Annotated in this window: 23 protein-coding genes and 1 tRNA gene; 11 read left to right on the forward strand and 13 right to left on the reverse strand. The window is 48.3% G+C overall.

Annotation, left to right across the window (positions count from 1 at the left end; genetic code table 11):
- The first annotated feature begins 9 nt into the window (after nt 1-9).
- Nucleotides 10-651 carry an alpha/beta hydrolase gene (locus LEPBO_RS0110750; RefSeq protein WP_017287570.1) on the forward strand — a complete coding sequence of 214 codons (642 nt, stop codon included), beginning with the start codon at nt 10-12 and terminating at the stop codon, nt 649-651.
- A gap of 240 nt (nt 652-891) precedes the next feature.
- On the opposite strand, the gene LEPBO_RS0110755 is transcribed toward LEPBO_RS0110750, so the two are convergent.
- The 4 genes from LEPBO_RS0110755 to LEPBO_RS0110770 all read right to left on the reverse strand — a co-directional run bounded on the left by LEPBO_RS0110755 (nt 892) and on the right by LEPBO_RS0110770 (nt 7,123).
- Nucleotides 892-2,052 (reverse strand): NAD(P)/FAD-dependent oxidoreductase, encoded by a 1,161-nt coding sequence (locus LEPBO_RS0110755; protein ID WP_017287571.1) that lies wholly within the window; start codon nt 2,050-2,052, stop codon nt 892-894.
- A gap of 126 nt (nt 2,053-2,178) precedes the next feature.
- Entirely contained in the window at nt 2,179-5,817 is a 3,639-nt protein-coding gene (locus LEPBO_RS39975) for an eIF2A-related protein (RefSeq protein ID WP_081614734.1), read from the reverse strand.
- Nucleotides 5,818-5,876: 59 nt separating this feature from the next.
- Nucleotides 5,877-6,788: an IS982 family transposase gene (locus LEPBO_RS0110765; RefSeq protein WP_026148520.1), complete on the reverse strand. Its 912-nt coding sequence runs from the start codon at nt 6,786-6,788 to the stop codon at nt 5,877-5,879.
- Nucleotides 6,789-6,868: 80 nt separating this feature from the next.
- On the reverse strand, nt 6,869-7,123 hold the full coding sequence (locus tag LEPBO_RS0110770; RefSeq protein WP_017287573.1) for a toll/interleukin-1 receptor domain-containing protein: 255 nt from the start codon (nt 7,121-7,123) through the stop codon (nt 6,869-6,871).
- Nucleotides 7,124-7,185: 62 nt separating this feature from the next.
- On the opposite strand from LEPBO_RS0110770, the gene LEPBO_RS0110775 reads away from it, so the two are divergent.
- The 3 genes from LEPBO_RS0110775 to LEPBO_RS42270 all read left to right on the forward strand — a co-directional run bounded on the left by LEPBO_RS0110775 (nt 7,186) and on the right by LEPBO_RS42270 (nt 8,219).
- Nucleotides 7,186-7,446 (forward strand): DUF874 family protein, encoded by a 261-nt coding sequence (locus LEPBO_RS0110775; protein ID WP_017287574.1) that lies wholly within the window; start codon nt 7,186-7,188, stop codon nt 7,444-7,446.
- A gap of 286 nt (nt 7,447-7,732) precedes the next feature.
- A complete protein-coding gene (locus LEPBO_RS41730; RefSeq protein ID WP_144056186.1) occupies nt 7,733-8,005 on the forward strand; it encodes a hypothetical protein in 273 nt (90 codons plus the stop codon).
- The gene (locus LEPBO_RS42270; RefSeq protein ID WP_017287575.1) at nt 7,974-8,219 is read left to right on the forward strand and encodes a hypothetical protein; all 246 of its coding nucleotides are present in this window, start codon (nt 7,974-7,976) and stop codon (nt 8,217-8,219) included. The genes LEPBO_RS41730 and LEPBO_RS42270 overlap by 32 nt, the downstream gene beginning before the upstream one ends.
- A gap of 303 nt (nt 8,220-8,522) precedes the next feature.
- Here the strand turns inward: LEPBO_RS42270 and LEPBO_RS0110785 are convergent, their stop codons facing one another.
- Nucleotides 8,523-9,635, reverse strand: a complete 1,113-nt coding sequence (locus LEPBO_RS0110785) for a peptidylprolyl isomerase (RefSeq protein WP_017287576.1) — start codon at nt 9,633-9,635, stop codon at nt 8,523-8,525.
- 124 nt (nt 9,636-9,759) lie between these two features.
- Here LEPBO_RS0110785 and efp point away from each other — a divergent pair, with 124 nt between their 5' ends.
- Nucleotides 9,760-10,323, forward strand: coding sequence for an elongation factor P (gene efp / locus LEPBO_RS0110790; protein ID WP_017287577.1), 564 nt, complete (start codon nt 9,760-9,762; stop codon nt 10,321-10,323).
- 80 nt (nt 10,324-10,403) lie between these two features.
- Entirely contained in the window at nt 10,404-10,871 is a 468-nt protein-coding gene (gene accB / locus LEPBO_RS0110795) for an acetyl-CoA carboxylase biotin carboxyl carrier protein (protein WP_017287578.1), read from the forward strand.
- Here the strand turns inward: accB and LEPBO_RS0110800 are convergent.
- A complete protein-coding gene (locus tag LEPBO_RS0110800; RefSeq protein WP_017287579.1) occupies nt 10,858-12,255 on the reverse strand; it encodes a hemolysin family protein in 1,398 nt (465 codons plus the stop codon). The two genes, accB and LEPBO_RS0110800, sit on opposite strands and share 14 nt — an antisense overlap.
- Nucleotides 12,256-12,302: 47 nt before the next feature.
- Complete coding sequence (locus LEPBO_RS0110805) at nt 12,303-12,974, reverse strand: hypothetical protein (protein ID WP_017287580.1); 672 nt, start codon at nt 12,972-12,974, stop codon at nt 12,303-12,305.
- 204 nt (nt 12,975-13,178) lie between these two features.
- Here LEPBO_RS0110805 and LEPBO_RS0110815 point away from each other — a divergent pair.
- Nucleotides 13,179-13,251 (forward strand) — tRNA-Ile (locus tag LEPBO_RS0110815).
- Nucleotides 13,252-13,305: 54 nt separating this feature from the next.
- On the opposite strand, the gene LEPBO_RS39985 is transcribed toward LEPBO_RS0110815, so the two are convergent.
- Nucleotides 13,306-13,779 (reverse strand): hypothetical protein, encoded by a 474-nt coding sequence (locus tag LEPBO_RS39985; protein WP_051077789.1) that lies wholly within the window; start codon nt 13,777-13,779, stop codon nt 13,306-13,308.
- A 142-nt stretch (nt 13,780-13,921) separates the two neighbouring features.
- On the opposite strand from LEPBO_RS39985, the gene pyrE reads away from it, so the two are divergent.
- Nucleotides 13,922-14,539 (forward strand): orotate phosphoribosyltransferase, encoded by a 618-nt coding sequence (gene pyrE, locus LEPBO_RS0110825; RefSeq protein WP_026148551.1) that lies wholly within the window; start codon nt 13,922-13,924, stop codon nt 14,537-14,539.
- Between the two features lie 506 nt (nt 14,540-15,045).
- A complete protein-coding gene (locus LEPBO_RS0110830; RefSeq protein WP_017287583.1) occupies nt 15,046-15,768 on the forward strand; it encodes a response regulator in 723 nt (240 codons plus the stop codon).
- A 107-nt stretch (nt 15,769-15,875) separates the two neighbouring features.
- On the opposite strand, the gene pcrA is transcribed toward LEPBO_RS0110830, so the two are convergent.
- The 4 genes from pcrA to rppB all read right to left on the reverse strand — a co-directional run bounded on the left by pcrA (nt 15,876) and on the right by rppB (nt 21,117).
- The gene (gene pcrA / locus LEPBO_RS0110835; protein WP_017287584.1) at nt 15,876-18,218 is read right to left on the reverse strand and encodes a DNA helicase PcrA; all 2,343 of its coding nucleotides are present in this window, start codon (nt 18,216-18,218) and stop codon (nt 15,876-15,878) included.
- 270 nt (nt 18,219-18,488) lie between these two features.
- A complete protein-coding gene (locus tag LEPBO_RS0110840) occupies nt 18,489-18,698 on the reverse strand; it encodes a chlorophyll a/b-binding protein (RefSeq protein ID WP_017287585.1) in 210 nt (69 codons plus the stop codon).
- 265 nt (nt 18,699-18,963) lie between these two features.
- A complete protein-coding gene (locus LEPBO_RS0110845; RefSeq protein WP_017287586.1) occupies nt 18,964-19,869 on the reverse strand; it encodes an aldo/keto reductase in 906 nt (301 codons plus the stop codon).
- Between the two features lie 150 nt (nt 19,870-20,019).
- Nucleotides 20,020-21,117, reverse strand: a complete 1,098-nt coding sequence (rppB, locus tag LEPBO_RS36785; RefSeq protein WP_017287587.1) for a two-component system sensor histidine kinase RppB — start codon at nt 21,115-21,117, stop codon at nt 20,020-20,022.
- Between rppB and LEPBO_RS0110855 the strand changes: the two genes are divergently transcribed.
- Complete coding sequence (locus tag LEPBO_RS0110855) at nt 21,067-22,194, forward strand: efflux RND transporter permease subunit (RefSeq protein WP_017287588.1); 1,128 nt, start codon at nt 21,067-21,069, stop codon at nt 22,192-22,194. The genes rppB and LEPBO_RS0110855 overlap by 51 nt on opposite strands.
- A 184-nt stretch (nt 22,195-22,378) precedes the next feature.
- Here LEPBO_RS0110855 and LEPBO_RS0110860 read toward each other — a convergent pair whose 3' ends face one another.
- On the reverse strand, nt 22,379-22,720 hold the full coding sequence (locus LEPBO_RS0110860; protein ID WP_017287589.1) for a hypothetical protein: 342 nt from the start codon (nt 22,718-22,720) through the stop codon (nt 22,379-22,381).
- A 112-nt stretch (nt 22,721-22,832) separates the two neighbouring features.
- Here LEPBO_RS0110860 and LEPBO_RS0110865 point away from each other — a divergent pair, with 112 nt between their 5' ends.
- Nucleotides 22,833-24,065 carry an FGGY-family carbohydrate kinase gene (locus tag LEPBO_RS0110865; RefSeq protein ID WP_017287590.1) on the forward strand — a complete coding sequence of 411 codons (1,233 nt, stop codon included), beginning with the start codon at nt 22,833-22,835 and terminating at the stop codon, nt 24,063-24,065.
- Nucleotides 24,066-24,153: the final 88 nt, after the last annotated feature.

Consider the following 24,153-nt stretch of genomic DNA (forward strand, 5'->3'; position numbering starts at 1 on the left):
AGGAATTTTATGCTGAATACGATGACAATTCCCGCCAAGTCTGGCACTGCAACTGCTGCGATCGTCATATTGCATGGCTGGGGTGCAAATGCTCAGGATGTGGCGTTTCTCTGTTCTTTGCTGAAATTGGATCAGGTGCAATTTATTCTGCCTGATGCGCCGTTTCCGTTTCCTTATAGTCCTGAAGGTCGGATGTGGTACGACTTGAGCGAGTCAAATTTTTCGAGTGATTTTGGTCAGCGATCAGATTTAATCAGCAGTCGCCAGCAGTTAAGGGATTGGCTCAATTCTTTAGAGGCAACAACCGGAATTCCTTTATCGCGCACAATTTTGGGTGGCTTTTCTCAAGGCGGGGCAATGACGTTGGATGTGGGATTGTCTTTGCCGTTAGCGGGGTTGATGATTTTGAGTGGGTATCAACATTCCACGCTGCATCCTGGGGCGACGGTTCCGCCGATTTTGATGGTGCATGGTCGGCAAGATATGGTGGTTCCTCTGGCGGCGGCGCAGCTTGCGAAGAAGAATTTAGAGGGATTGGGTATCGCGATCGACTATCAGGAATTTGATATTGGGCATGAGATTTCGCCGTTGGTTTTGAATGAGGTTTATGAGTTTGTGCAGAAGATTTTGCCGGGAGTGGGGGGAAATTAGTCGGCAATTGCATGAATTTTGTGGGTTGGGAGTGGGGCGATTGTTTCGCTGCGTTGCGATTCCGCCCGTGATTGGAAATCCGGGCTAACAGAGAAAAGTCCACTAAAGGGACTGAAAGGCTCTCATACTGGCTGTTTTAGTCCCTTTAGTGGACTTCATTTTATTAGCCCGGATTTTCAATCACGGGCGAGGCAGAATCGGAGCTTAGGGACTTTATTAAACTGTAAGGCTTCTATCTCCCTATCCGTTTTTGGTGAATCGTTCTAGCGAGACTTGTTGCAACAATGCGTCTGGGGTTCCTTTTGACTGAATAGCAAATCTTCGGGCTAAAGGAGGAACGATCGCTAAAGGGTTGCCAAAGCCTGAGAACACATGCAGCGTCTCGTGTCCTGGAATTTTGCCAACTAAGGGTAAGCGATCGCCGCTGAATGCGACGAGGCAATGTTGCCAGGTTCCGGCTAGTTCGCTGACTTTGGGTAAGACGCGGCTGATTTTTTTTCGCAGGTCGGCTTCACTTTGACGGGCATCGATCGCGGCATTAGGATCAGTTAAAGTTCGGCTGACTTGTCCAATTAAAATGCGACTATCTCGGAACTGAACTGCTCCAGCATCGAGAATGGCAGGGGTTGGTTCTTGTCCGGGTTGATCCCAGATTGCATCATCACGGCTGGCATTTGCTTCTAGGGTGAATCGCTCGGCTTCGGCTGGCATGACCAACGTACTAAGCTGCACGGAACTAGAAGGGATTTCGATAATTTCGGCGTGGGTGAAGTACTGAGCGATCGAGATGCCTGAGTTTTTCAAGAATTGGCGCGTTAAGGCTCCCATGCAGAGGACGATATTGGCTGCAAAAAATTCGCCTTCGGTGGTGAGAACGCTGGTTTTGAGGAGTTGGGTGACGGTTGCGATCGTATAGGTTCCGGTCGAGCGCTGCATGGCTTGGATGTAGGCTTGTGCTGTTTTTGCGGCATTGATGTGTCCGTGTTTGACGGTTAAGGCTCCAGCGATGCCGTTTGGGTCGAGTAAGGGTTCTAGCTCACAGGCGGATTCGATCGTGAGAAATTGCGGAGGGGTTGCAAAGTTGGCGTAGGCGGCAGTTAGGGTTTCGGGGTTGGATTCGGGGGCGATCGTTAACAGTAGATCGATCTCGCGAAATTCGGTGTCGGCATCGAGTTCGGCGGAGAGGTTTTGATGAATGATTTTTGCTTCGGTGCAGAGTTGGCGGGTGAGGTCGGTTGTGCCTGACCAGTAGGCGATGCCGCCATAGCTAAAGCGGGTTGCTGAGGGGGGATTGCGATCGACATCGAGTAAGAGGACGGAGTAGCCTTGTTGGGTGAGTTCGTAGCTGAGGGATGCGCCTGTGATTCCTGCGCCGATGACGATCCAATCGTAGGTTTGCATAGGTGAGTGTGTTGTGGATGGGTGTGGAGTGCTATCACTGCTCAGAACTATGAATCTCAGCAGTGATAGTGAGTGAGTCTGGCAAGCTTTTTCATCGTATTGGGTAATTGGGTTTCAGTTGATAGATCAATTCTGCGGTGGAGCATTTTCTTCTGCTCTTTCCTCCGGATCAAACTGTAAGCTTTCATCGATCCCTTGAGCTTGGTGATATTTGGCGATCGCGTCTTCAATTTTGCCTGCTTTTGCTAAGCGATCGGCTTCGTCAAGCAGTTGAGCAGCAGTTGAAAGATTCTGGGCATGGGTTTTGGGGTCAAAGGTAAGGTTGGGATTCCAGGATTTGGCGAGGGTTAAGTTGGCGATCGCGTCTTCAATTTTGCCTGCTCTGGCAGCATCTTCGCTCTGGTTGACTAGGGTTAGCGAACTGGCGAGGAGTAAGGCAGGCTGATGGCAGGTGGAAAGCGATTTGAGAACCTGGGGATTGACGATCAAATAGTTTGTTAGCCATCGGCAGCCACGAGCTAAAAGCATGTTGAGGTCTTCTACAGGTACAATCTGTGCTGTGTGGTCGAGTGAGGCAGTCAGGATGCGTTGTCCATCGGGGCTGAACTTGGCTGCACTTACCCAGGATTGATGTCCGGTGAGCGTGGCAATTTCCTGTCCGGTGTTTGCATCCCAAACTCGAGCTGTGTTATCAGCTGATGCCGTCACGACGTGTTGTCCATTGGGGCTGAACTCGGCTGCACCCACGCTGCTTTGATGTCCAGTGAGCGTGGCAACTTCCTGTCCGGTGTTTGCATCCCAGACTCGAGCTGTGTTATCGGCTGATGCAGTAATGATGCGTTGCTTATTCGGGCTGAACTCGGCTGCACTCACACTGCTTTGATGTCCAGTGAGCGTGGCAACTTCCTGTCCGGTGTTTGCATCCCAGACTCGAGCTGTGTTATCGGCTGATGCAGTAATGATGCGTTGCCCATCAGCACTAAACTTGGCTGCCCACACTGTGCCTTGATGCCCAGTAAGCGTGGCAATTTGCTGTCCAGTTTTTGCGTTCCAGACTCGAGCCGTTTTGTCGTCTGATGCAGTGAGGATGTATTGCCCATTCGGGCTGAACTCGGCTACCCACACAGCGCCTTGATGCCCGGTGAGCGTAGCAATTTGCTGTCCATTTTTGGCATCCCAGACTCGAGCCGTTTTATCGGCTGAAGCAGTCACGATGCGTTGTCCATTCGGGCTGAACTTGGCTACAATCGCCCATCCTTGATGCCCAGTGAGCGTGGCAATTTGCTGTCCAGTTTTTGCGTTCCAGACTTGAGCCGTTTTATCGGCTGAAGCAGTCACGATGCGTTGTCCATCAGGGCTGAACTTAGCTGCCCATACAGTGCCTTGATGCCCGGTGAGCGTAGCAATTTGCTGTCCAGTTTTTGCGTTCCAGACTTGAGCCGTTTTATCGGCTGAAGCAGTCACGACGTGTTGTCCATTGGGGCTAAACTCGGCTGCACCCACACTGCTTTGATGTCCAGTGAGCGTGGTAACTTCCTGTCCGACGTTTGCGTTCCAGACTCGAGCTGTTTTATCGGCTGAAGCAGTCACGATGCGTTGCCCATCGGGGCTGAACTCGGCTGCCATCACCGTGTCTTGATGTCCGGTGAGCGTGGCAATCTGCTGTCCAGTTTTTGCATCCCAGACTCGAGCTGTGTTGCCCCACGATGGAGAGAGGATGCGTTGCCCATCGGGGCTGAATTTGGTTGTCATCACAAAGCCTTGATGTCCGGTGAGCGTGGCAATCTGCTGTCCAGTTTTTGCATCCCAGACTCGAGCTGTGTTGTCATCTGATGTAGTCAGGATGTGTTGCCCATTGGGGCTGAATTTGGCTGCCATCACAAAGCCTTGATGTCCGGTGAGCGGGCCAATCTGCTGTCCAGTTTTTGCATCCCAGACTCGAGCTGTGTTGTCATCTGATGTAGTCAGGATGTGTTGCCCATTGGGGCTGAATTTGGCTGCCATCACCGTGCCTTGATGTCCGGTGAGTGTGACAATCTGCTGTCCAGTTTTTGCATCCCAGACTCGAGCCGTTTTATCGGCTGATGCCGTCACGATACGTTGCCCATCGGGACTGAACTCGGCTGCTCCCACACTGCCTTGATGTCCGGTGAGAGTAGCAACTTCGTCTCCGGTGTTTACATCCCAGACTCGAGCTGTGTTATCAGCTGCTGATCTAGTGAGGATGTGTTGCCCATCGGGACTGAACTCGGCTGCTCCCACACTGCCTTGATGTCCGGTGAGAGTAGCAACTTCGTCTCCGGTGTTTGCATCCCAGACTCGAGCTGTGTTATCAGCTGCTGATCTAGTGAGGATGTGTTGTCCATCGGGGCTGAACTTGGCTGTACTCACACTACCTTGATGTCCGATGAGCGTAGCAACTTCGTCTCCGGTGTTTGCATCCCAAACTTGAGCCGTTTTGTCATCTGATGCCGTCACGATGCGTTGCCCATTCGGGCTGAACTCGGCTGCCCACACATTGCCTTGATGTCCGGTGAGAGTGGCAACTTCCTCTCCGGTGTTTGCGTCCCAGACTCGAGCCGTTTTATCGGCTGATGCCGTCACGATGCGTTGCCCATTGGGGCTAAACTTGGCTGTTAGCACATTGGATTCATGTGCTAACAGTATTTGTCTTTGAAAAGGTTGCCGCGATCGATTTTCCACCCTATCCAAGATCGTTTGTAGTGAAAAAATCGGACTCGCCGCAAATCCATCTTGCCCCTTCGTTTTGATCAAACCCTGTAGGCGCTGCCCTGCTTGCATCGCATCTATTAGCCCTCGGATTTGTTCGACATTAGAGAGCTTTAGCGCTGCCACGCCGTCTTTCTCCAAAGCATTCGCAGTCAAAATCGTATTGCGTTTATCCTCAGCTACCCTAAGACTCGTCTCTGCCCGTTCAGTCTGTTGCTGTGCGGCTGTCGTTGCGGCTTGCGCTTTCCCTAACTGCACCTGTGCTACCTGAATCTGCTGCTGTGCCTGTTGCAATTGCTGTTCCGCCTGCTCTTTCGCCACAGCCACAACTTCCTTCTCCTGGTTCACCTGCGCCAACTGCTGTGCTGCAACCTTCGCCTGCTGCTGCGCCTGAGTAAATTGCTGCTGCGCCACCCGTGCTTTTTCTGCCGCCTGTTTTGCCTGCGTTTCTGCTGCCTGCTTCTGCTTTTGTGCCTGCTCAAATTGCTTTTGCGCTAATTGCGCTTTCTCATTCGCTGCCTTCTCTTTTTCCTGAGTCTGCACTAAACTCTCATTCGCTTCCTGCATCTGCGATCGCGCTTCTGCTGCCTGCCGCTGCGCCTGGATTGAAGCTGGAATTGCGATCGCTGCCACAGTTACCGCTGCCCCAACTGCCAATAAACTCAGCAAACTCACCCGCTTCGCTTTCGCTACCGCCTGTTCTAGAATCCGCTTTGCCTCTGCTGTCGCATCCTCCGTCGATCGACTCGCCCGAATATAGTTCTGCTGCAACTCAGTCGGCTTCGGCTCTTTCGCTTCCCCCTGACTCAGCCATGCTTCCGCCGATCGCAAATCATCGCCCTTCAGCCCAAAACTCTCATTCCGCTTTTGTTCTTGCCACTCGATCGCTTTTTCCAAAATCCGAGTGTGTGCTCTGACATACTCCAAATCGGTATCGATCGCCTTCAACAAAACCCGCATTCCTGACTCAAACTCATCTGTTTCGCGAAAAAACAGCCAATTATGCATCGAGAGGTTGGGATGTACCTTTGCCATCTCAAAATCATCTCGGCGCACGATTGGAACCAGTCGCTTATTAACGTGAGTTCGACACGCTAAAAGATGGCAGGAGGCAAAGCAGGCAACCCTTTCGGTTGCAAATCGAGCGACGGTAACTTGGGCTGATAGGTGTAAGCAATCAACCCGGCCATCAGGTTGACCAGAAAATTCCAATAACTGCGATGACGAGAATGCTCAATCTGACAAATGTTCTTCAATTGGTCATTCACTGACTCAATGAGGGAACGCTTTCGCAGCAGAATCTTATCCATCAGCGTGACGAGCTTCTGTTTCATATTGCGCTTGCGTTTGGTGATCAGTTTCAAGCCGCGCTCGTACAGTTCCTCAAACAACTTCTGTGAGATATAGCCCCGGTCTCCAAACAGCTTGCCGAAGATGCCTTCGGTCATTTCAGCCACAGGAGCACGGTCGTCAGTATTGGCAGGAGTCAGCTTGAACGCCAGGAGTTCTCCGTGTTCGTTGATGATCAGATGCAACTTGAAGCCGAACTTCCAGCCCGTTGAGCTTTTGCCCCAACCCACTTGATGTTTGAACACCTTGTGACTGTGGGCACGGGCGGGATGGCACACCTCAATTGGAGTGGAATCGACAAAGGCAATCCCCGTCATCTCGCCGCGTCGGGTCATCAGGAAGCAACACAACAGCATCAAGCACCAAGGCATCAGTTCCACAAATCGGGTGTAGCTCACCAAATTCGGAAACGCTTTGCGCCAATGCGGTAGAACGGTCAGGGTATAGAAATCCTTGAATGTCCTTGCACCAGAAGCATGAAAGGCAATCACGATGGTCATCACTTCACTCAAGCGCAACCGGGAACGACTGCGTTTCTCTCCAGGCATCGACGGCAGTTGGGGCTGGTGTGCCCATGCCCATTCAAAGGTCTGGCAGAAGTCGTCTACGTCGCAGAACAAAGCTGTCAGGTCGAGGCGCGATACGATAGGTTCCATAAGCTGAGACTCGAAAGATTTTGATTACTCTTTCAAACGTAGTCTCAGCTTTTCTTTTGCGCTACTTTCCCTCGTCGAACTCACGTCTTATTATGCTGAACGGCGTGCTCAATTTCGTCTCGACAAACCTTCGACTCGATCGAATCGCGGCTGATCACAAACACAAATGTATTTGCACTTTCGATGCCACGCTGAATTTCATGCCACCATTCTGCACTGAGGGGAATATCTTCCCAATCGACCCACGCATCCCGATTCTGCGCTTCGAGTGCCTGATGTAACTGTTCTACAAATGACTTATCCTTCCGGGAGTAGGAGATGAAAACGTCACGCATTTTGCCCCTGATAATTTCTGATTTCTCAGCTTTTTAGACTATAAAGCTTTCGTATTTAATTAATGAATTGGGTGCTAAGTGTTTTGACGGGCGAAACACAACTGAACTCTGCCGATCGTATTGAGTTGGATCGCGATCAAATTAAGTTAGATCATGATCGTATCGAGTTGAATCACGATCGCATTAAGTTGAAACGCGATCGCGTCAAGTTGAATCATGATCGTATTGAGTTGAAACGCGATCGCATCAAGTTGAAACGCGATCAAATTAAGTTAGATCGCGATCGCATCAAGTTGAATCGCGATCAAATTAAATTTAGCTAAGCGGGTACTTCAAAGTATAAAAAACTCTTCGCTCACGCTGTCCTCCCACCCCCGAATTCATTCCGTGGCGAGATAGAACGGAGCGAGGAAACTACTGATACTTCTCAAACACCCTCTAAGCAACTGCCCAATAGAACAATTCAAATCGCGATCGCATAGAGCAAAACGACTAAATTTTCTCTCGCGGTCGGCTACTCCTTACTTGCCTTAGACATTTCTACTCAGCCTCCTCAAAAGCGACAAACAGTGGAGTGCAGAAAACATTAAATTTCTTGAGGAGTAACTCATGGCAAGACAAAAACGAGGCTCACAAATTCTCGTCCAAGCCGAACAGCGCGCCGCAGGCTTAACCACCATCGATCCCAACCTAACCCTCAGCGACGAATCGACCCTCTCCAACTATTCAAAGCTGATCCAAAAACTGCGGACTCAAATCGACACCTACAACGCCACCCTTTCCACCCTCGACGAACTCACCCGCGACATCAAAGCCACCGAAACCCTACTTACGCGATCGTTCCGAACGAATGCTCGCAGGAGTCGCTGCCAAATACGGTAAAAATAGCAACGAATACGGCAAAGCAGGCGGCACACTCAAAAGCGAACGCCGCCGCTCAACCAAAAAGAAAACGCCTATCCTTGCCCCTGTCGAAGAATCCCCCGTCAAAGAGAGCGACTCTCTGCAAATGCTAATCTCTGCCCTCAAAACCGAAGAAGCACCCACTTCAACCAACGGCAACGGTTACAAACCTACCCTATCCGAGCTTCAATAGTCCAACCCATCAAACCCAAGAAAAAGCACTGCGAGAGTTTGATCTCAGCAGTGCTTTTTCTTATAAACCCAATTGATAAACCACATCCAAGATCAAATCAGCTTGAAAAGTATCGTTTATCGTATTCACCCGCTCCCGGATTGGATGTCGGGGCTAGTTGAACGAAGTCTACTAAAGGGACTAAAAGCCAATTAGAATCAGGTCTTCAGTCCTTTTCAAAGGACTTCGCACTGTTAGCCCCGAATTCATTCCGGGGCGAGATAGAACGGAGCGAGGAAACAATTGATACTTCTCAAACATGCTCTAAGCGTTCTTCGGCTCCACCAAATTCTCCAACCCATCAACCACTTTCATCGACTCAATCTTATCCCCCGCCCGCAGCTCTCTTAAAACATCTGCGCCTTCCGTCACAAATCCGAAAATCGAATAGCGACCATCCAGCAGATTCGCACCCGCAGGCGTTAGCTCCGGCTCAAACAAGAAAAAGAAAAACTGAGACGATCCCCCATTCGCATCAAAATCAGGACGCGCCAGAGCCATCGCCCCATAAGCAGAAAACGGCAGCACAGGCGGATCAAGATAGCGTCCCGCATCCTCTAACGTGATGCCATACGTCGGAACCTTATCGCCTTTGACTAAAACTTCCAAAGGAATCGCCCGATACTTCTTCGTCTTCGGATCGACAAAGCCAACCTCATCTCCAGGTGGATCACCGACTTGCAACACGTAAGACTCTTCTGCACGAGTAAACGGCAACCCGTTATAAAAACCACGCTGCACCAAATCAACAAAATTCCCTGCCGTTACAGGCGCACTAAACCCATCTACCACGATCGTTAAATCCCCTTTCGAGGTCTTCGCTGCGATCGTTGCGCGTCCCTTTAACTGCGGCAAATTGCTATACTCTTGCGGCACTTCATACGGGAACTTAGAAACCATTGCTGCTTCCAAGTCGCCTATTTTATCTAATAGTTCTGCTCGCTTCTCTAGCGTTTTGGTTTTATCTTTTGCAGTAGCAATTTCGGTCATCTCCGCAATCCCAGCTTTCAGTTGCTCGATCAACTGCTCCGCTTCAGACTTGCGATCGTCCACCACGCTTGCCAATAATTTGTCACTTTTCTTCGTCAAAATGTTATTCGCACGACTCAAATCCGAATTCACCGCACCCCAGCGTCGATTTGCCCGCAACTGAGCCGCGACATCCTCCAAACTGTCCTGAAGTTGACGCACTTCAGGATTCTCGATCGGTAACGCATAGCGCAACAACGCTTTCGGATCTTTAATCGCATTCCCCTGCGGCAGTGCCAACACTGGTGGCTCAAATCCCACCAAAATCACCACCACGCAGAGCAAGGCAACTCCGCATTGGCTCAAGCGCACGATCGCGCGTTTCCATGAATCATTACAAAAAGACATACAGCTTCAACCCTAGAGATCAGTCAGCCACTCCGATTGTCCCATGTCGAGTCGCGATAAAAAGCGGTCGGGGGACGGTAAAATGAAGTGCCGAATGTTCTCCCCCAATTAGTAAGTTAAAGTCATGATTTCCAGTAACGATTTTCGTCCCGGTGTCAGTATTGAGCTAGACGGCTCAGTCTGGCGTGTAGTGGAATTTTTACACGTCAAGCCGGGTAAGGGTTCTGCATTTGTTCGTACCAAGCTCAAAAACGCCCAAAATGGCAACGTGGTCGAGCGCACATTCCGAGCCGGGGAGACCGTACCGCAAGCAACGCTCGAAAAAAGCACGATGCAACACACCTACAAAGAAGGTGATGAGTTCGTGTTTATGGACATGGAAACTTACGATGAAGGTCGGCTCAGCGCGGCTCAAATCGGCGATCGCGTCAAATACCTCAAAGAAGGCATGGAAGTGAACGTCGTCCGCTGGAACGAACAAGTTTTGGAAGTTCAACTTCCAAACTCCGTCGTGCTGGAAGTGACTCAAACTGATCCCGGTGTCAAAGGCGATACCGCAACGGGTGGCACAAAGCCCGCGATCGTTGAAACGGGCGCACAGGTCATGGTTCCGTTATTCATCACCATCGGTGAAAAGATCAAAATTGACACTCGCAACGATACATATTTAGGTCGCGAGAAAGAATAGCGAACCCCCGATCTGAGATCAGAAAGATCCTCTACATATCTTTCTGATCTCCCATCTAATTTTTGAGGAGTATAAGAACTGTGCCACTTGATCTGACTGAGCTACGCGAATTATTAACCACGTTAAATCAAACTGATATCTCGGAATTAACGTTAAAAGCAGACGATTTTGAATTAGTCGTACGCCGAGGAACGCGAGTTGAAGTTGCGCCTGTTGCCGCGATCACAACGACTGCCTCTACCCCTGTTGTGATGTCCCCGGAACCCGCGAAGGCAGAAACGCCGGTGGCACCCAAGAACGATCGTAAATTAGTCGATGTTGTCTCGCCGATCGTGGGTACGTTTTATCGCTCTCCTGCGCCCGATGAACCTCCCTTTGCCGATATCGGCAATCGCATTCAGAAAGGACAAGTCGTGTGCATCATCGAAGCGATGAAAGTGATGAACGAAATCGAAGCCGAAGTCTCCGGCGAAATCGTCGAAGTCCTCGTGCAGAATGGACAGCCCGTGGAATATGGACAGCCTTTGATGCGCGTCAATCCGGCTTAGTCTTGTCGAGCATTGCCGGGGTCTCAATGCGATGGACACGAATCTGATGCAAGCGTGGCCCCTCCACCGAAACCACGGTTAATTCATAATTGGCATATTGCAGCGTTTCTCCAGGCTGCGGAATTTTTTGCCATTGGTAAAATAGAAAACCGCCTAAAGTTTGATACTCCTCGATCACAGGTAGATTGAGATCCAATCGATCGTTAATTTCTTCTAGATTCATCTGTGCCTGAATCATAAAGGTATTTTCATCGATCGTTTGAATCGGCTGCTCCTCATCGCTTTCTTCTGTCTCCCCAATAATTTGAGTCACGAGATCTTGAATCGTGACCAATCCCGCTGTGCCGCCAAACTCATCGACCACTAAAACCATATGTTGTCGATCGCGCTGCATCAGCGTCAGTAGCTCTCCCAAACTCGTATACTCCGGGACAAATCGCGCTGGCTGAATCCAAGACTTCAAGGGACTATCCATGTTTAACGTCCCTTGCACCAAAGGCTCAGCCAGCTCTTTCAAATGCACAAACCCACAAATATCATCCAGCGATTCTCCCGTAATGGGAAATCGCGAATGTCCGCTTTCCGCCACTTCGACCAACAAGTCGCGCACCGTTGCCTCGATCGGTAAAGTAATCATGCTCGGTCGCCGCACCATCACTTCTTCCGCCGAAACTTCCGCAAATTCAAACACATTGCTGAGCAATTCGCGTTCTTCCTGCTCCAACCCGCTCGACTCGCTAGAAGTCGCAATAATCAGCTGTAATTCTTCCGGTGTGACCTGGTTGTACCACCCTTGCCCGGTATACTGCACCCCAATCAAGCGCAATAAGAACTGAGTCGATTGATTCAAAATCCAGATAAAAGGATTGAAAAATCGCGCGATCGCCAAACTAAACGGACCCAAAAACCGCGCAATTTCCTCGGAGTACCGCATCGCCAGAGACTTTGGGCACAGTTCACCGAGCACAATTTGCAGATAAGCAATCAGCAAAAACGAGATCGGAATCGAAGCCGAGTGTGACAAAGGCTGTATCCAGGTTTGCGGCAAAGGAAGCTGAGTGATCCACATGGACACGATCACCGCCATCGATGATTCACCAATCCAGCCCAGCGCTAGACTCGATAACGTAATGCCAAGCTGAGTGGTAGACAGTAAGCGATCGATACTTTGTTGTAAAGACTGTACGGTGCGAGCTTGAATATCCCCCGCATCGACCAATTGATTAATTCGAGAGCGACGCACTGACACGATCGAGAACTCAGCCGTCACGAAGAACGCATTAATCGCGATCAAGAGCAGCACCGAGAGAAATCGCAAACTGACATCGGTAAAATTTAGAGGCTGAAGCACTACCGCTAGAGCAAGCGGAATGGGGGCAGTCATTGGGCAATCAGAGTAAGAAAATTCGGGCTGAGAAGTTGAGTTTAGCGTTATTTAATGGGAATGTCTGCCATCTTCAGTTGCAGTTTTTGGTCAGGATAATCACTCAGTTGAATTGAGAGCTTCTGAGCATCATCTAGCATCGAAGTTGGAATACTAATCGTCCCACTTAAGCGATCGCTCTTGGCAGGCAATTCCGATGGCAATCCGGTTGTTTCTGCAACGATCAGGCGACCTTTATCATCCGTGACATTCAGGAAACTATAGAGAAATTTCACGGGTTGACTGCCATCATTTTTCATCGCTACGTCGAGCAGCATCGAATCACCCTGTTTGCGAATCCCCGTTACTTCCATCGCAACATCATTCGATCGTGTAAGAATGGGCAGCTTTGCCGTTGTCACAGTCGCCACAGATTTCTCAGATTTTGCTGGAGGTGCTGCGCTTGTATTCGAGCTTGTACTCGCTGAACCTGCCCGACCCGTCGCATTGATTTTTTCTTTGACCGATTTGATGATGTCTTCTTCTTTCAAGATCACCAATTCTTCTCGTCCACTCGAATTTTTGGCAGTGCCCTTATTCGTGGGGCGAGAGTCGGGTTGGGTAATGCCTTTGAGTGCTTCTCGTCCGATCGCGTATCCCCAAGTCGCGGTAAAAACTCCTGCTCCTAACATCAGGGCAAGTAACGTAAAGGTTAGGGCAACGGTGGAATTAACTTTCATGGGCGATCCAACGCAATGGGAACTGGAAATTTATATCAGCAATTGTATGCTGCAATTCTCATTCTTGGACAATTTGAATTTTTGAGGCTGGACAGAGCGAGAGATAGGTGAAGCGCGGCGTTATCAATCGCAAAAATCGATCGGTTCAATTTTTCTAAGCGAGGCGTTAAAACCGAAAAAGTCGAGTTAAAATACGGCTAATTCCCAGGGTTGGCCGAGCGGTTTAGGCAGCGAACTCATAATTCGCCTCAGGCGGGTTCAACTCCTGCACCCTGGATTCAGTTAATTTTGGATTCAGTCAATTCAAGAACTGAATCCAAACTCCAAATTCCTAGTATCGCTGCGGCAATAGTGAATTCGGCGGGGTCATCGGCTGGACTGGAAATTGTGGATCGAGTGGCTGTTCGATCGCAAATTCACTTCCCACAACGCGATTGCCAGAAGTTGGCAGCGTTTGCACCGACAGATTAAATGGGTTGGGCAAATCGGCTGTCCGAATCAACGGATCGCTTGAATTTTGCTGATTCATTAAGTCTAAGTAAATGCGATGAATCCGCTCCCCATCGCGAGAAATTTGATTTTCCGGATACCCATAAGGCGTTCCGATGATGGTTTGGGTATACCGTAGGGGATTGCGATCGGAGAATTCGCCGAGTGCTCCGAAATAGGCACGATCGATCGCATTCGGAATGGTTTCGTTCGGACGAAATACGGGTGCCTCTTGCGCGCTGGCTGCGATCGCCATCAAACTAGAAGAGGCACTGAGCGCAATTGCGCTAAATAGGCTCTTGATCCTCACGCCCATAGTTCTTTATCCTCAATGATTGGCTAAAAGGTAGAAAAGATTGGGTGGTTTCACAATTAACTGCGTGTTTTACCGCATTCATGTATGAAATTTAACCAAATCCATGCTTTTTGACACGTAATATTCATTAGTTTGCCCGCATATGACAAATGTGACTAAGTTCGACGCAAAAACATTTCCTTGGTCAACGGCTGAGATTGAGGAAGTGCGCGATCGCCTTTTGGATCTGTTCTGTTTGGGTGCTTATCGGGAGGGAGATTTTCTCTTGTCTTCGGGTCAGCGCAGTTCGTATTACATCAATGGGAAGCAGGTGACCTTGCATCCCCAAGGTGCTTTGGCAGTCGGACGAGTGTTGTTAGCGTTATTGGAGCCGGATACCGTTGCTGTGGCGGGTTTAACGTTAGGGGCTGATCCGATTGTAACGGCGACGAGTGTGGTCGGGGCGTATGAAGGAAAATCGATCTCCGCGTTGATTGTCCGTAAAGAGGCGAAAGGGCATGGAACGCAGGCATATATTGAGGGGTTGACGTTACCGGAGGGAAGCCGAGTTGTTGTTTTAGAAGATGTCGTGACAACGGGGCAATCCGCGATGAAGGCGGTTGAGCGATTGCGCGATGCCGGATATCAAGTCGATGAAGTGATCTCGCTCGTCGATCGTCAACAGGGGGGCGCAGAATTTTATCAGCAGCAAGGGTTAAAATTCCGAGCGGTTTATACGATCGAAGATCTCCAAAAACGTTGGAAGCAATTGCAAGCTTAGACGCAGAAGAGATTCAACTTTCTGCATGAATCCCTCCGAAGTTAATTTGCAGAGGCACTCATGCAGAAAGAAATGATTTGCACGGCTTGACCCATTGTTTGGTCGCAAGCCGTCGAGGCATTTTCACTTGAAAGATCGAGTTCACGCCTAACCCGAATTACCCCACCTATTCCTTCTGCTTCTGCTTAATCTTGATGTTCTGCGATCGGGACTCCCCATCAACAAAGCTGAGATTATCATCCTAATTATTACAATTTGTTATACGAATGAAATCACTTGATCGTTGCCGCATTCCAGCGAAATGACGGCAGGATGCACAAATCATTCTTGAGCTATATACCAGGGATGCACAACAAAACTCTATATTTGTGACTATGTTTAAAGTGTTTAAAGTTGAACATTAGTAGCCGCACATCCGGTTAGTGGTCGGCTGAACAACTGTACAAAGAATCGTTATTTTTCTATGCAAATTTGATATTTTCTAAACATTGTGGGAGTCTTCGTATATGAATGATATTCGCATTACGCTGATTGAAGATCATGATCTAACGCGAGTCGGTATGAAAACGGCTTTACAGCAAAGACCCGGCTTTCAAGTGGTTGGCGAGGCTGCAAATGGCACAGATGGGCTAAAATTGCTGCTCCAGCATAAACCCGATGTTGCGATCGTCGATATTGGTTTACCGGATATCGACGGCATCGAGTTGACGCGCCGCTTCCGCCAAGCTCAAGCTGCCTCGGAGGATCAATCCGATACGAGAGTCTTAATTCTTACCCTACAAGATCAAGAAGATACGGTTTTAGCAGCATTCGCGGCAGGTGCAGATTCTTACTGCATGAAAGATGTCAGTCTCGATCAGTTGGTCGATGCATTGCGGGTGACGAATGAAGGAAATTCTTGGATTGATCCTGCAATTGCGAGAGTCGTGCTCCGTCAAACTCAGACGCAGACCCCGCCTACCCCGATTACAGACGAACTACAGCAGGTTGCGATTACCGCTGCCGAACCGGAATACAACCAAATTATTGAAGCCTATCCGCTGACTGAGCGTGAGTTAGAAGTGCTGCAACTGATTGTCGATGGCTGTAGTAATGCTGTGATTGCAGAAAAGCTCTACATCACAGTAGGTACAGTCAAAACACATGTCCGCAATATTCTCAATAAGCTCTGTGCCGACGATCGGACTCAAGCAGCAGTGCGAGCGCTGAGAGCAGGATTAGTTGGCTAACGTGAATTCGAGATAAGAGATTTCGCCCATTCGCCAGCCGCCCAAACGTTAACCCGAGCTGACATTGACTAGGTTACTCAACTCAGATTAAATACGACTGATATTCTTTAATCGATCGCAGTTAAGCCGCGATCGCCAATCGGCAAGATCTTCCGTTTCATTCCGGTTAGATTGTCAAATCGAATGGCTAATGTTGCTTTGCTTCCACTACCAAACACATTCGTCACTTCGCCGATGCCAAACTGACTGTGCATGACGCGATCTCCCACGCTCCATTCAACATCACTCTGTAAAACGGGTGCAGGCTTAGATTGAGGTTTCTTTTCTGTGAATTTCTTAGGAATCGCAGCTTTTGTATTGCTATCCATCAATTCACGCGGGAGTTCTCCCAGGAAAAGCGAAGGACTCGCAGGTTCGCGGTTTCCATACAATCGACGTTCGCGAGCATGAGAGATAAATAACCGCTCTTGAGCACGGGTAATGCCCACATAGCAAAGGCGACGTTCTTCTTCGATCGCGGCTGGATCATCAAGCGATCGATAACTGGGAAATAACCCTTGCTCTAAACCGACGAGAAATACGATCGGAAATTCCAACCCTTTCGACGAGTGCAAGGTCATCAGCGAGACTTTCGTCGATTCTTCCTCGGTGTCATCCAAATCGGAGGCTAAAGAGGCGCTTGCTAAGAAGCCGATCAAACTCTTGTCGTCTTCGTTTTCTTCTTCGTATTGCAGAACCGCGTTATATAACTCCTGTACGTTCTGTAAGCGATCTTCTGCTTCGTCGGTGCCTTGAGCTTTCAAATCTCTGACATAGCCTGAATCTTCTAAAACCCCTTGAACGAGTTCTGAAGCGCTTACGGTGTCAATCTGTGCGCGCCATCGCTGAATAATTTCGACAAATTGAATCACTCCTTTCGAGGATCGACCCGCCAGAGTTTTGATCGAGGTTTCATCGCTGAGAATTTCCCACAGTGGAGTACCAAGCTCGATCGCTGCTTTTTGTAAGGCTTCGATCGTGGTTTTGCCTACGCCACGACGCGGAGTATTAATCACACGCAGCAAACTTAATGAATCCGATGGATTTGCGATCGCTCTCAAGTAAGCTAGAACGTCTTTAATTTCTTTACGATCGTAGAATCGCAGCCCGCCGACAATCTTGTAAGGGACACCCCACCGCACCAAAATTTCTTCAAAGGCTCGGGATTGAGCGTTGGTACGATAGAGAATAGCAAACTTACCCCAATGCAGATCAGAATTTACCGCTTCTAATCTCCGCATTTGTTGAATCACGAATTCGGCTTCATCGATCTCATCTTGAGCGCGATAGCAGAAAGTCGGTTCGCCTTGTCCGCGAGTTGGTTTGAGAACTTTATCAATCCGTTCTGTGTTGTTCTCGATCAGGTCGTTTGCAAGTTGGAGAATGTTCTCTGTCGATCGATAGTTCTCTTCTAATTTCACCATCGTTCGCGTATCATCATCGGGCAGTCCATCGCCAAAGTCTTGCTGGAAGCCCATCAGAATCGTGAAATCTGCCATGCGGAACGAGTAAATCGATTGATCTGCGTCGCCGACAACGAAGATCGATCGATAATCCCACTCTTTAAAGCTGCGGGCAGATTCTCCATTCGTGGTCAGAAGTTGCAGCAATTCGTATTGTGTGCGATTTGTATCTTGATACTCATCTACTAGAATGTGACGAAAGCGTTTGTGCCAGTATGCGCGAATCTGTTCATTCTGACGGAATAGTTGCACCGGAATCCAAATCAGATCATCAAAGTCAACCGCATTGTTTTCAGCGAGTTTATCTTGATAAACGCTGTAGATATTTGCAATCACTTTTCCTTTAAAGTTAGATTGCTCTCGCTCGTAATCTCGCGGGGTTAACCCCTTATTCTTAGCGTTGCTGATTGCATACCGAACGCTGCGTGGATCAAATTTCTTATCGTCAATATTCAGTTGATTGATGATGATGTCTTTGACTAAGCTCTGGGCATCGGATTCATCAAAAATCGAGAAAGACTTTGTCCATTTCCGCCCTTTCTCATCTTGGAATTTCTCAATATCGAAGCGCAGAATCCGGCAGCAGAGTGCGTGGAAGGTTCCGATCCAGAGATCTTTCGTAATGGATTTGTAGACTTGCGATCGCAATTTCGTCTGCACATGTCCCGGAAGCGATTGCAGCGATTGCCCATACTCAGTCAATGCCTGCTGTTCTGCAAACAGTCGTTCGATGCGATCCTTCATCTCCCGTGCTGCTTTGTTCGTAAAGGTTACAGCCAGAATATTTTCAGGATCAACTCGATGAGTCAGCACCAAGTTGGCAATCCGATAAGTCAATGCGCGCGTCTTTCCTGAGCCTGCACCTGCAATCACGAGCAGAGGACCACAAAAATGCTGAACGGCTTGTTTTTGGGACGGATTCAGATGACTCAAAAAATCGACAGCCATAGGACGACTAGCACAAATCTACTTCCATTAGATAGGCTATCCTATCTCGCCCCAGAATGTTGTGCAATTTTCGGTACGTATCTCTCTACTTCCAAACTCGCTCAATGGATGACTCTACTGCGGATTGGAGAATGGAGTTTTATCGATCTCTGACTCAACTGCACTTAAGCGCGGTTGAATCACTCCACCAAGCTCGATGAAAGCTTTTGGCAAACCGCAGTATACGCATCTTTTTAATGGTTCAGCGTTTGTGTGAACTGAGCGCTGATTCTAGAGAGATGTGAAAAATCCAATGATTCCGTGTCCGGTGAAGACTTCCAGTGCTAAGAGGGAAACGAATCCAATCATTGCGAGACGACCATTCAAGCGTTCTGCATTAATGTTGAAGCCGAATTGGGGCTGATCGGTGACGTACATTTGAGGCTCGATCGCGAAATTGTTCAGTTTGCCTTGATCGTCGATGATTGAACCGCTTCTCATAATTTTGATCTCAATGAATATTTTACGTTGTTCTTTACAAAGCGTAACATTAAGTATTGAGATTTGTAAACAAAACTTAAAATGATGTGAGTTGATCAGCGATCGCATTGAGATTCAACGGCTGAAGTCCTTATAAATTGAGAAATTCAGGATCGAGCCTCATCAGAGATCAATCCTGAATTTGGTTAATATCTCGGCTCAATCGGCGAGGATTTCAGTTCTGAAGTGGTGAGCAGGGTCAAACTGCGTCGGCTTGGAGAGGTTGTTAAACCTGAGCGATCGCATCTTCAACGATCGCGATCTCTTGGGGATCGAGTCGAACTTCTGCGGCTTTGACAGAATCCGCAATACTCTCAGGCTTGCTTGCACCTGGAATCGGCACAATACAAGGCGATTTCGACAACATCCACGCCAAAATCAAGCTGTAAATCGAGATATTTTTCTCGTTTGCCAAGTCGGAAATTCCATGAATCTCTTTTAACTGAGACACACGCTGGCTGCCACCTAACGGACTCCAAGGCAGAAAAGTGATTCCTTCCGCTTCACAATATTCCAGAACGCCATCATATTCAGGATTGCGATGCCAAGGATTGTATTGATTCTGCACAGAGACGATTTCAACGACATCGCGCGCTTGCTTGATTTGTTCGACGCTAAAGTTCGATACGCCTACATAGCGAACAATCCCTTGGTGAACCGCTTCTTTCGCAGGCGTGAGCGCTTGAGCGATCGAATAATTTGGATCGGGTGAATGATACTGCCAAATATCGATCGGCTGATCTCCACCGAGGGCTTCAAAACTTTCTCGAATGGTCTGTCGCAGATGATCTGGATTCCCATTCTGTGTCCAAGCTCCGTCTGGACGCATCAAACCACCTTTGGTTGCAACCATGACTTGGCTTTTGTCACCCGAATATTGCTGTAATGCCTTGTAAATGAGTTTTTCGTTGTGATGCTTATCGGATTCATCGATGCAATAAGCATCGGCGGTATCAATCAATGTGACACCCAGTTCTAAAGCTCGATGAATTGTAGCGATCGCTTGAGATTCCGACGGGCGATCGCGGATTGACATTGGCATTCCACCTAGCCCGATCGGAAAGACCATTTCCCGAGTGTTTCCTAACTCTCTAAGATGTGCAAGTTCTGCAACTTTATCCTGAGTTGCCATGACACTACCTCGATATACTGTTTTTCAGTAAAATCGATATTGTTATGATCTCACGTCACACTCTAGAAAGAGTTTTGAAATGATTCAAGTGCAAGATACAGGAATTGGGATTGTAACAGCACAGTAGAAGCGAGTTTACGATCGCTGACCCTAATGAGCTAATGGAATCTCTACTATAAAAATACTCCCTTGCCCAACTTGACTTTCAACCTTGAGTGTCGCTTGATGATGGTGAGCGATCGCCTGTGCAATGGCGAGTCCTAGCCCTGTTCCACCTGTTTTGCGAGAGCGATCTCTATCGACTCGATAGAAGCGATCAAAGATTCGATCCTGATCCTTGGGGGCAATGCCAATTCCGGTATCTTTCACCGTAATGAATGCTGTGCGATCGCGAGCGATTAAGCTGATAATAATCTTTCCATTACTGGCTGTGTACTGAATCGAATTTGCAATTAGGTTTGAAACTAAACGGTAAAGTTGAGACTCATTCCCTAAAACGTAAACATCACGATCGGGAACCTGATGGATAAGATCAAGTTTCGCCAGGGTTGCTAACTCTAAAAATTCTTCAGTTAAGTCACTAATTAGATCATTTAAGCAACAGCGCTGCGAGGGCTTAAGTGACGAATGGTGCTCAAGACTCGTCAGAAAGAGCAGGTCTGCAATCAAATGGCTCAATCGTCTGCCCTGCCGTTCAACCGTGTGCAGCATGGTTTGCATCTCTTGGGGATCAGACTGAGGCACTCGCAAGATTGCCTCTACGGTTGCTAAGAGACTAGCTAGGGGCGATCGCAGTTCGGGTGCAGCATTTGCGGTAAACTGCTGCTGCTGTTGGTAAGACTGATAAATCGGTTGCATTGCTAAGCCGGAAAGCCACCAGCTTGAAACCGCGACTAAACCTAACGCGATCGGAAATCCAACCAGTAAGATCCATCGCATTTGCAGAATTTCGGTATCAAACACCTCTAAGTTTCGTCCAAGTTGGAGATAGCCCCATGATCCATGAGGTTCTGAAGGATTGTGATTGCCATGCAAGATGATTGTAAATTGGCGATAGCGCGTTCCTGATGCGGTTTGAAATGTTTGCCACGGAGTCGGATTGAGCGTTTGAGGCAGTTCAGTCGGGGGATTCGGAGAAAAAGCAAGCAGCTTACCTCGGTGATTGAACAGGCGAATGTAGTAGGTGCTGCGATCGCGGTGAAAATCTTCGGTCCTGATCTCGCTGAACTGAGAAAGATCGGGGAACAAGTTCGCGATGTGATTCAGCCGATTCAGGGTGTTGTAGACTTGCAGCTTGAACCTCAGTTGCCAATTCGACAAGTACAAATTCAATACGATCGGGCTGCCGCTGCGACTTATGGCTTGAGTATGGAGCAGATCTCGAACACTGTTGAAACGGCGCTCAATGGTCGTGTGGTTTCTCAAGTCGCAGAAAATCAACAGTTAATTGATATTGCAGTTTCGCTGACAGAACCCGCCCGTAACAACCTAGACGCGATTCGGGCGATTCCGATCGTTGCTCCAACTGGACAAACGATTTCGCTTGGTACTGTCGCCAAAGTAGACTACGGCATGGGCGCGAATATTGTGAATCGGGAAGATGTTTCTCGCTTGATTGTGGTTTCTGCGAACGTTGCAGAACGCGATCTCGGGAGCGTGGTCGGTGACATTCAATCGCAGATTCAGCAAAGGGTGAAACTGCCGAATGGCTACTTTATCCAGTACGGCGGACAGTTCGAGTCTGAGCAGCGGGCAACTAATAATCTACTGGTGTTTAGTATTTTGGCAGCCGTTATGATTGCTGTGCTGATGTTCTTCTCAGTTCGATCTCTGCCTGCTACGATCGCTATCATGATCAACCTTCCCTTAGCACTTGTGGGTGGTATTGTCTCAATTCTGTTAAGTGGGGGTGTGATGTCTGTTGCTTCTTTAGTAGGCTTCATCACATTGTTTGGGGTTGCAGTTCGCAATGGGTTGTTGCTGGTTGATAACTACAACAACAAGTTTGCGCAAGGAATGCCGCTGAAAGATGTTATCGTCAAAGGCTCGCTTGAGCGGATTGATGCCATTTTGATGACGGCTTTAACTTCGGCGTTAGGAACCTTGCCGCTGGTACTTTCGAGCGGAGCCGGAAACGAAATCCTGCAACCGTTAGCTATTGTGGTGTTAGGGGGCTTGTTTACGTCTACGGCGCTAACACTACTCGTCATTCCTGCCATCTATGCGAAGGTTGGCAAGCGATTGATTCCGAGACAGTGGGATTCTACTGTTGACGAAGGCTTTTCGCGCAGTTCAACTCAGCCTTCCGCAGACTCCGTGCTGTAATTCTGTTAATCCCAAAAGTAGAGGCGCGATTGTTTCTGGATTAAAGAAGCGATCGCGCCTCTCCATCTAGCATGAATCAGCGATTGCTATCAGCAAGTGGTTTTTGTCTGAATATTCTGAAGCGTTTAATGGACTTTTCTAGCAGATTAAAGTAACACGCTCCTGTTTTGAAATTGCTACTCTATTAATTTTCAAATAGCAATTCAAATTCGGTTTTGAGCGCATCAATATCTGCGACACGGCTGACTAAAAGACTGTCTTTTCCTGCATCTTGAAGTCGATCCTTCCAGTGAGAAATCGCATCTGAATTTTTCACCCAAAAGCTCACAACAGTATCAACCACTTCATCTAGATTCCACGGATGGTGAGGGCTGACCGTTTCCACGGAATAAATCAGTGCATCTAAAGTACACTCAAAGCTCGATAAGTATTCAACTCCTGTTTCTAAATCTTTTTGAAGAAGGTCTTGTTGTTGATTGAAGAAAGACAAAATTGGAGAGACTCCAACAATGTTAAACGTATACATCTATACTTTTTCTCCTCAAAATTGCGAACAATCTTTTTATGAGAATAGTTTAAGTAGTTCTAAATAGATTTGAATAGATTTGTATCACAAATTTAATGTTGATTCGTCACCCATGCATCTATCTCTAGGTATTGATTTCGGCACTTCTGGCGCACGCGCGATCGCGATTCGCCCCGATGGCAAAATCGAGGCTCAAGCCGCAGTCTCTTATACTTCTAATCTTGCCCAGACTTGGCTTGAAACACTGTGGCAATTGCTACGAAATCTGCCCGAAGTGGTGAGAAATCATCTCGATCGCATCGCAATTAATGGGACATCTTCAACCGTGCTACTGTGCGATCGCGCAGGTCGTCCGATCACTGAACCTCTGTTGTACAACGATGCACGTGGAGTGAGTGTTTTAGAGAGAATTCGAGCGATCGCACCTGCTGATCATCCGGTTGTGAGTTCAACGTCTACACTGGCTAAATTGCTGTGGTGGCAAGAGAACTGCGAGGATTTTTCCCAAGCGAGATATCTATTGCATCAAGCTGACTGGTTAGCATTTCAACTGCACGGTCAATGTGGAATTAGTGACTATCACAATAGTTTGAAGCTTGGATACGATGTCGAGCACTTCAACTATCCCAGTTGGCTTCCACTTCAAGAATTATTACCAATCGTCCAAGAGCCAGGAAGCGCGATCTCACCGATTCAATCTTCGATCGCTCAAGCATTTAACATTCCTGCTGACTGTCGAATTCATGTAGGTACAACCGATAGCATTGCAGCTTTTATTGCTAGTCGAGCTAGTACCTCTGGAGAAGCTGTGACTTCACTCGGATCAACGCTTGTTCTGAAACTCCTCAGTGATACTCGGATTGATGATACTCGTTACGGGATCTATAGCCATCGATTTGGCAAGCGCTGGCTCGTCGGTGGAGCTTCAAATACAGGTGGAGCAGTGTTAAAGCAGTTCTTCACGACAGAAGAACTGATTGAATTGAGCGATCGTATTTCTGCTAGTCAAGAAAGTCCGTTAGATTACTATCCGTTGTTAAAACCGGGAGATCGATTTCCAATCAATGATCCTGAATTAATGCCGAGATTAGAGCCGCAACCGCTCGATCGTGTTGAGTTTTTACATGGCTTACTCGAAAGTATGGCAAGGATTGAAGCTCAGGGATATCGATTACTTGAATCGTTCGGTGCAACGCCGTTAAAGCAGGTTTTCACCGCAGGAGGCGGAGCAAAAAATTCGGCTTGGACAGCAATTCGACACAGACAGCTTGGTGTGTCTGTGAGCGAGGCAGTCCAGACAGAAGCGGCATATGGGACGGCTTATCTTGCTTTGGAGGGGATTTGAAGAGGTGGGGAGTGGGGAGTGCCTAGATTTAGATTACTCCCTATCCCTCTATCTTCTTATCCGATTGATTGGGGTGAACGACTAGCGG

This window comes from Leptolyngbya boryana PCC 6306, assembly GCF_000353285.1.
In the GTDB taxonomy this organism is placed as follows: Bacteria; Cyanobacteriota; Cyanobacteriia; order Leptolyngbyales; family Leptolyngbyaceae; genus Leptolyngbya; species Leptolyngbya boryana.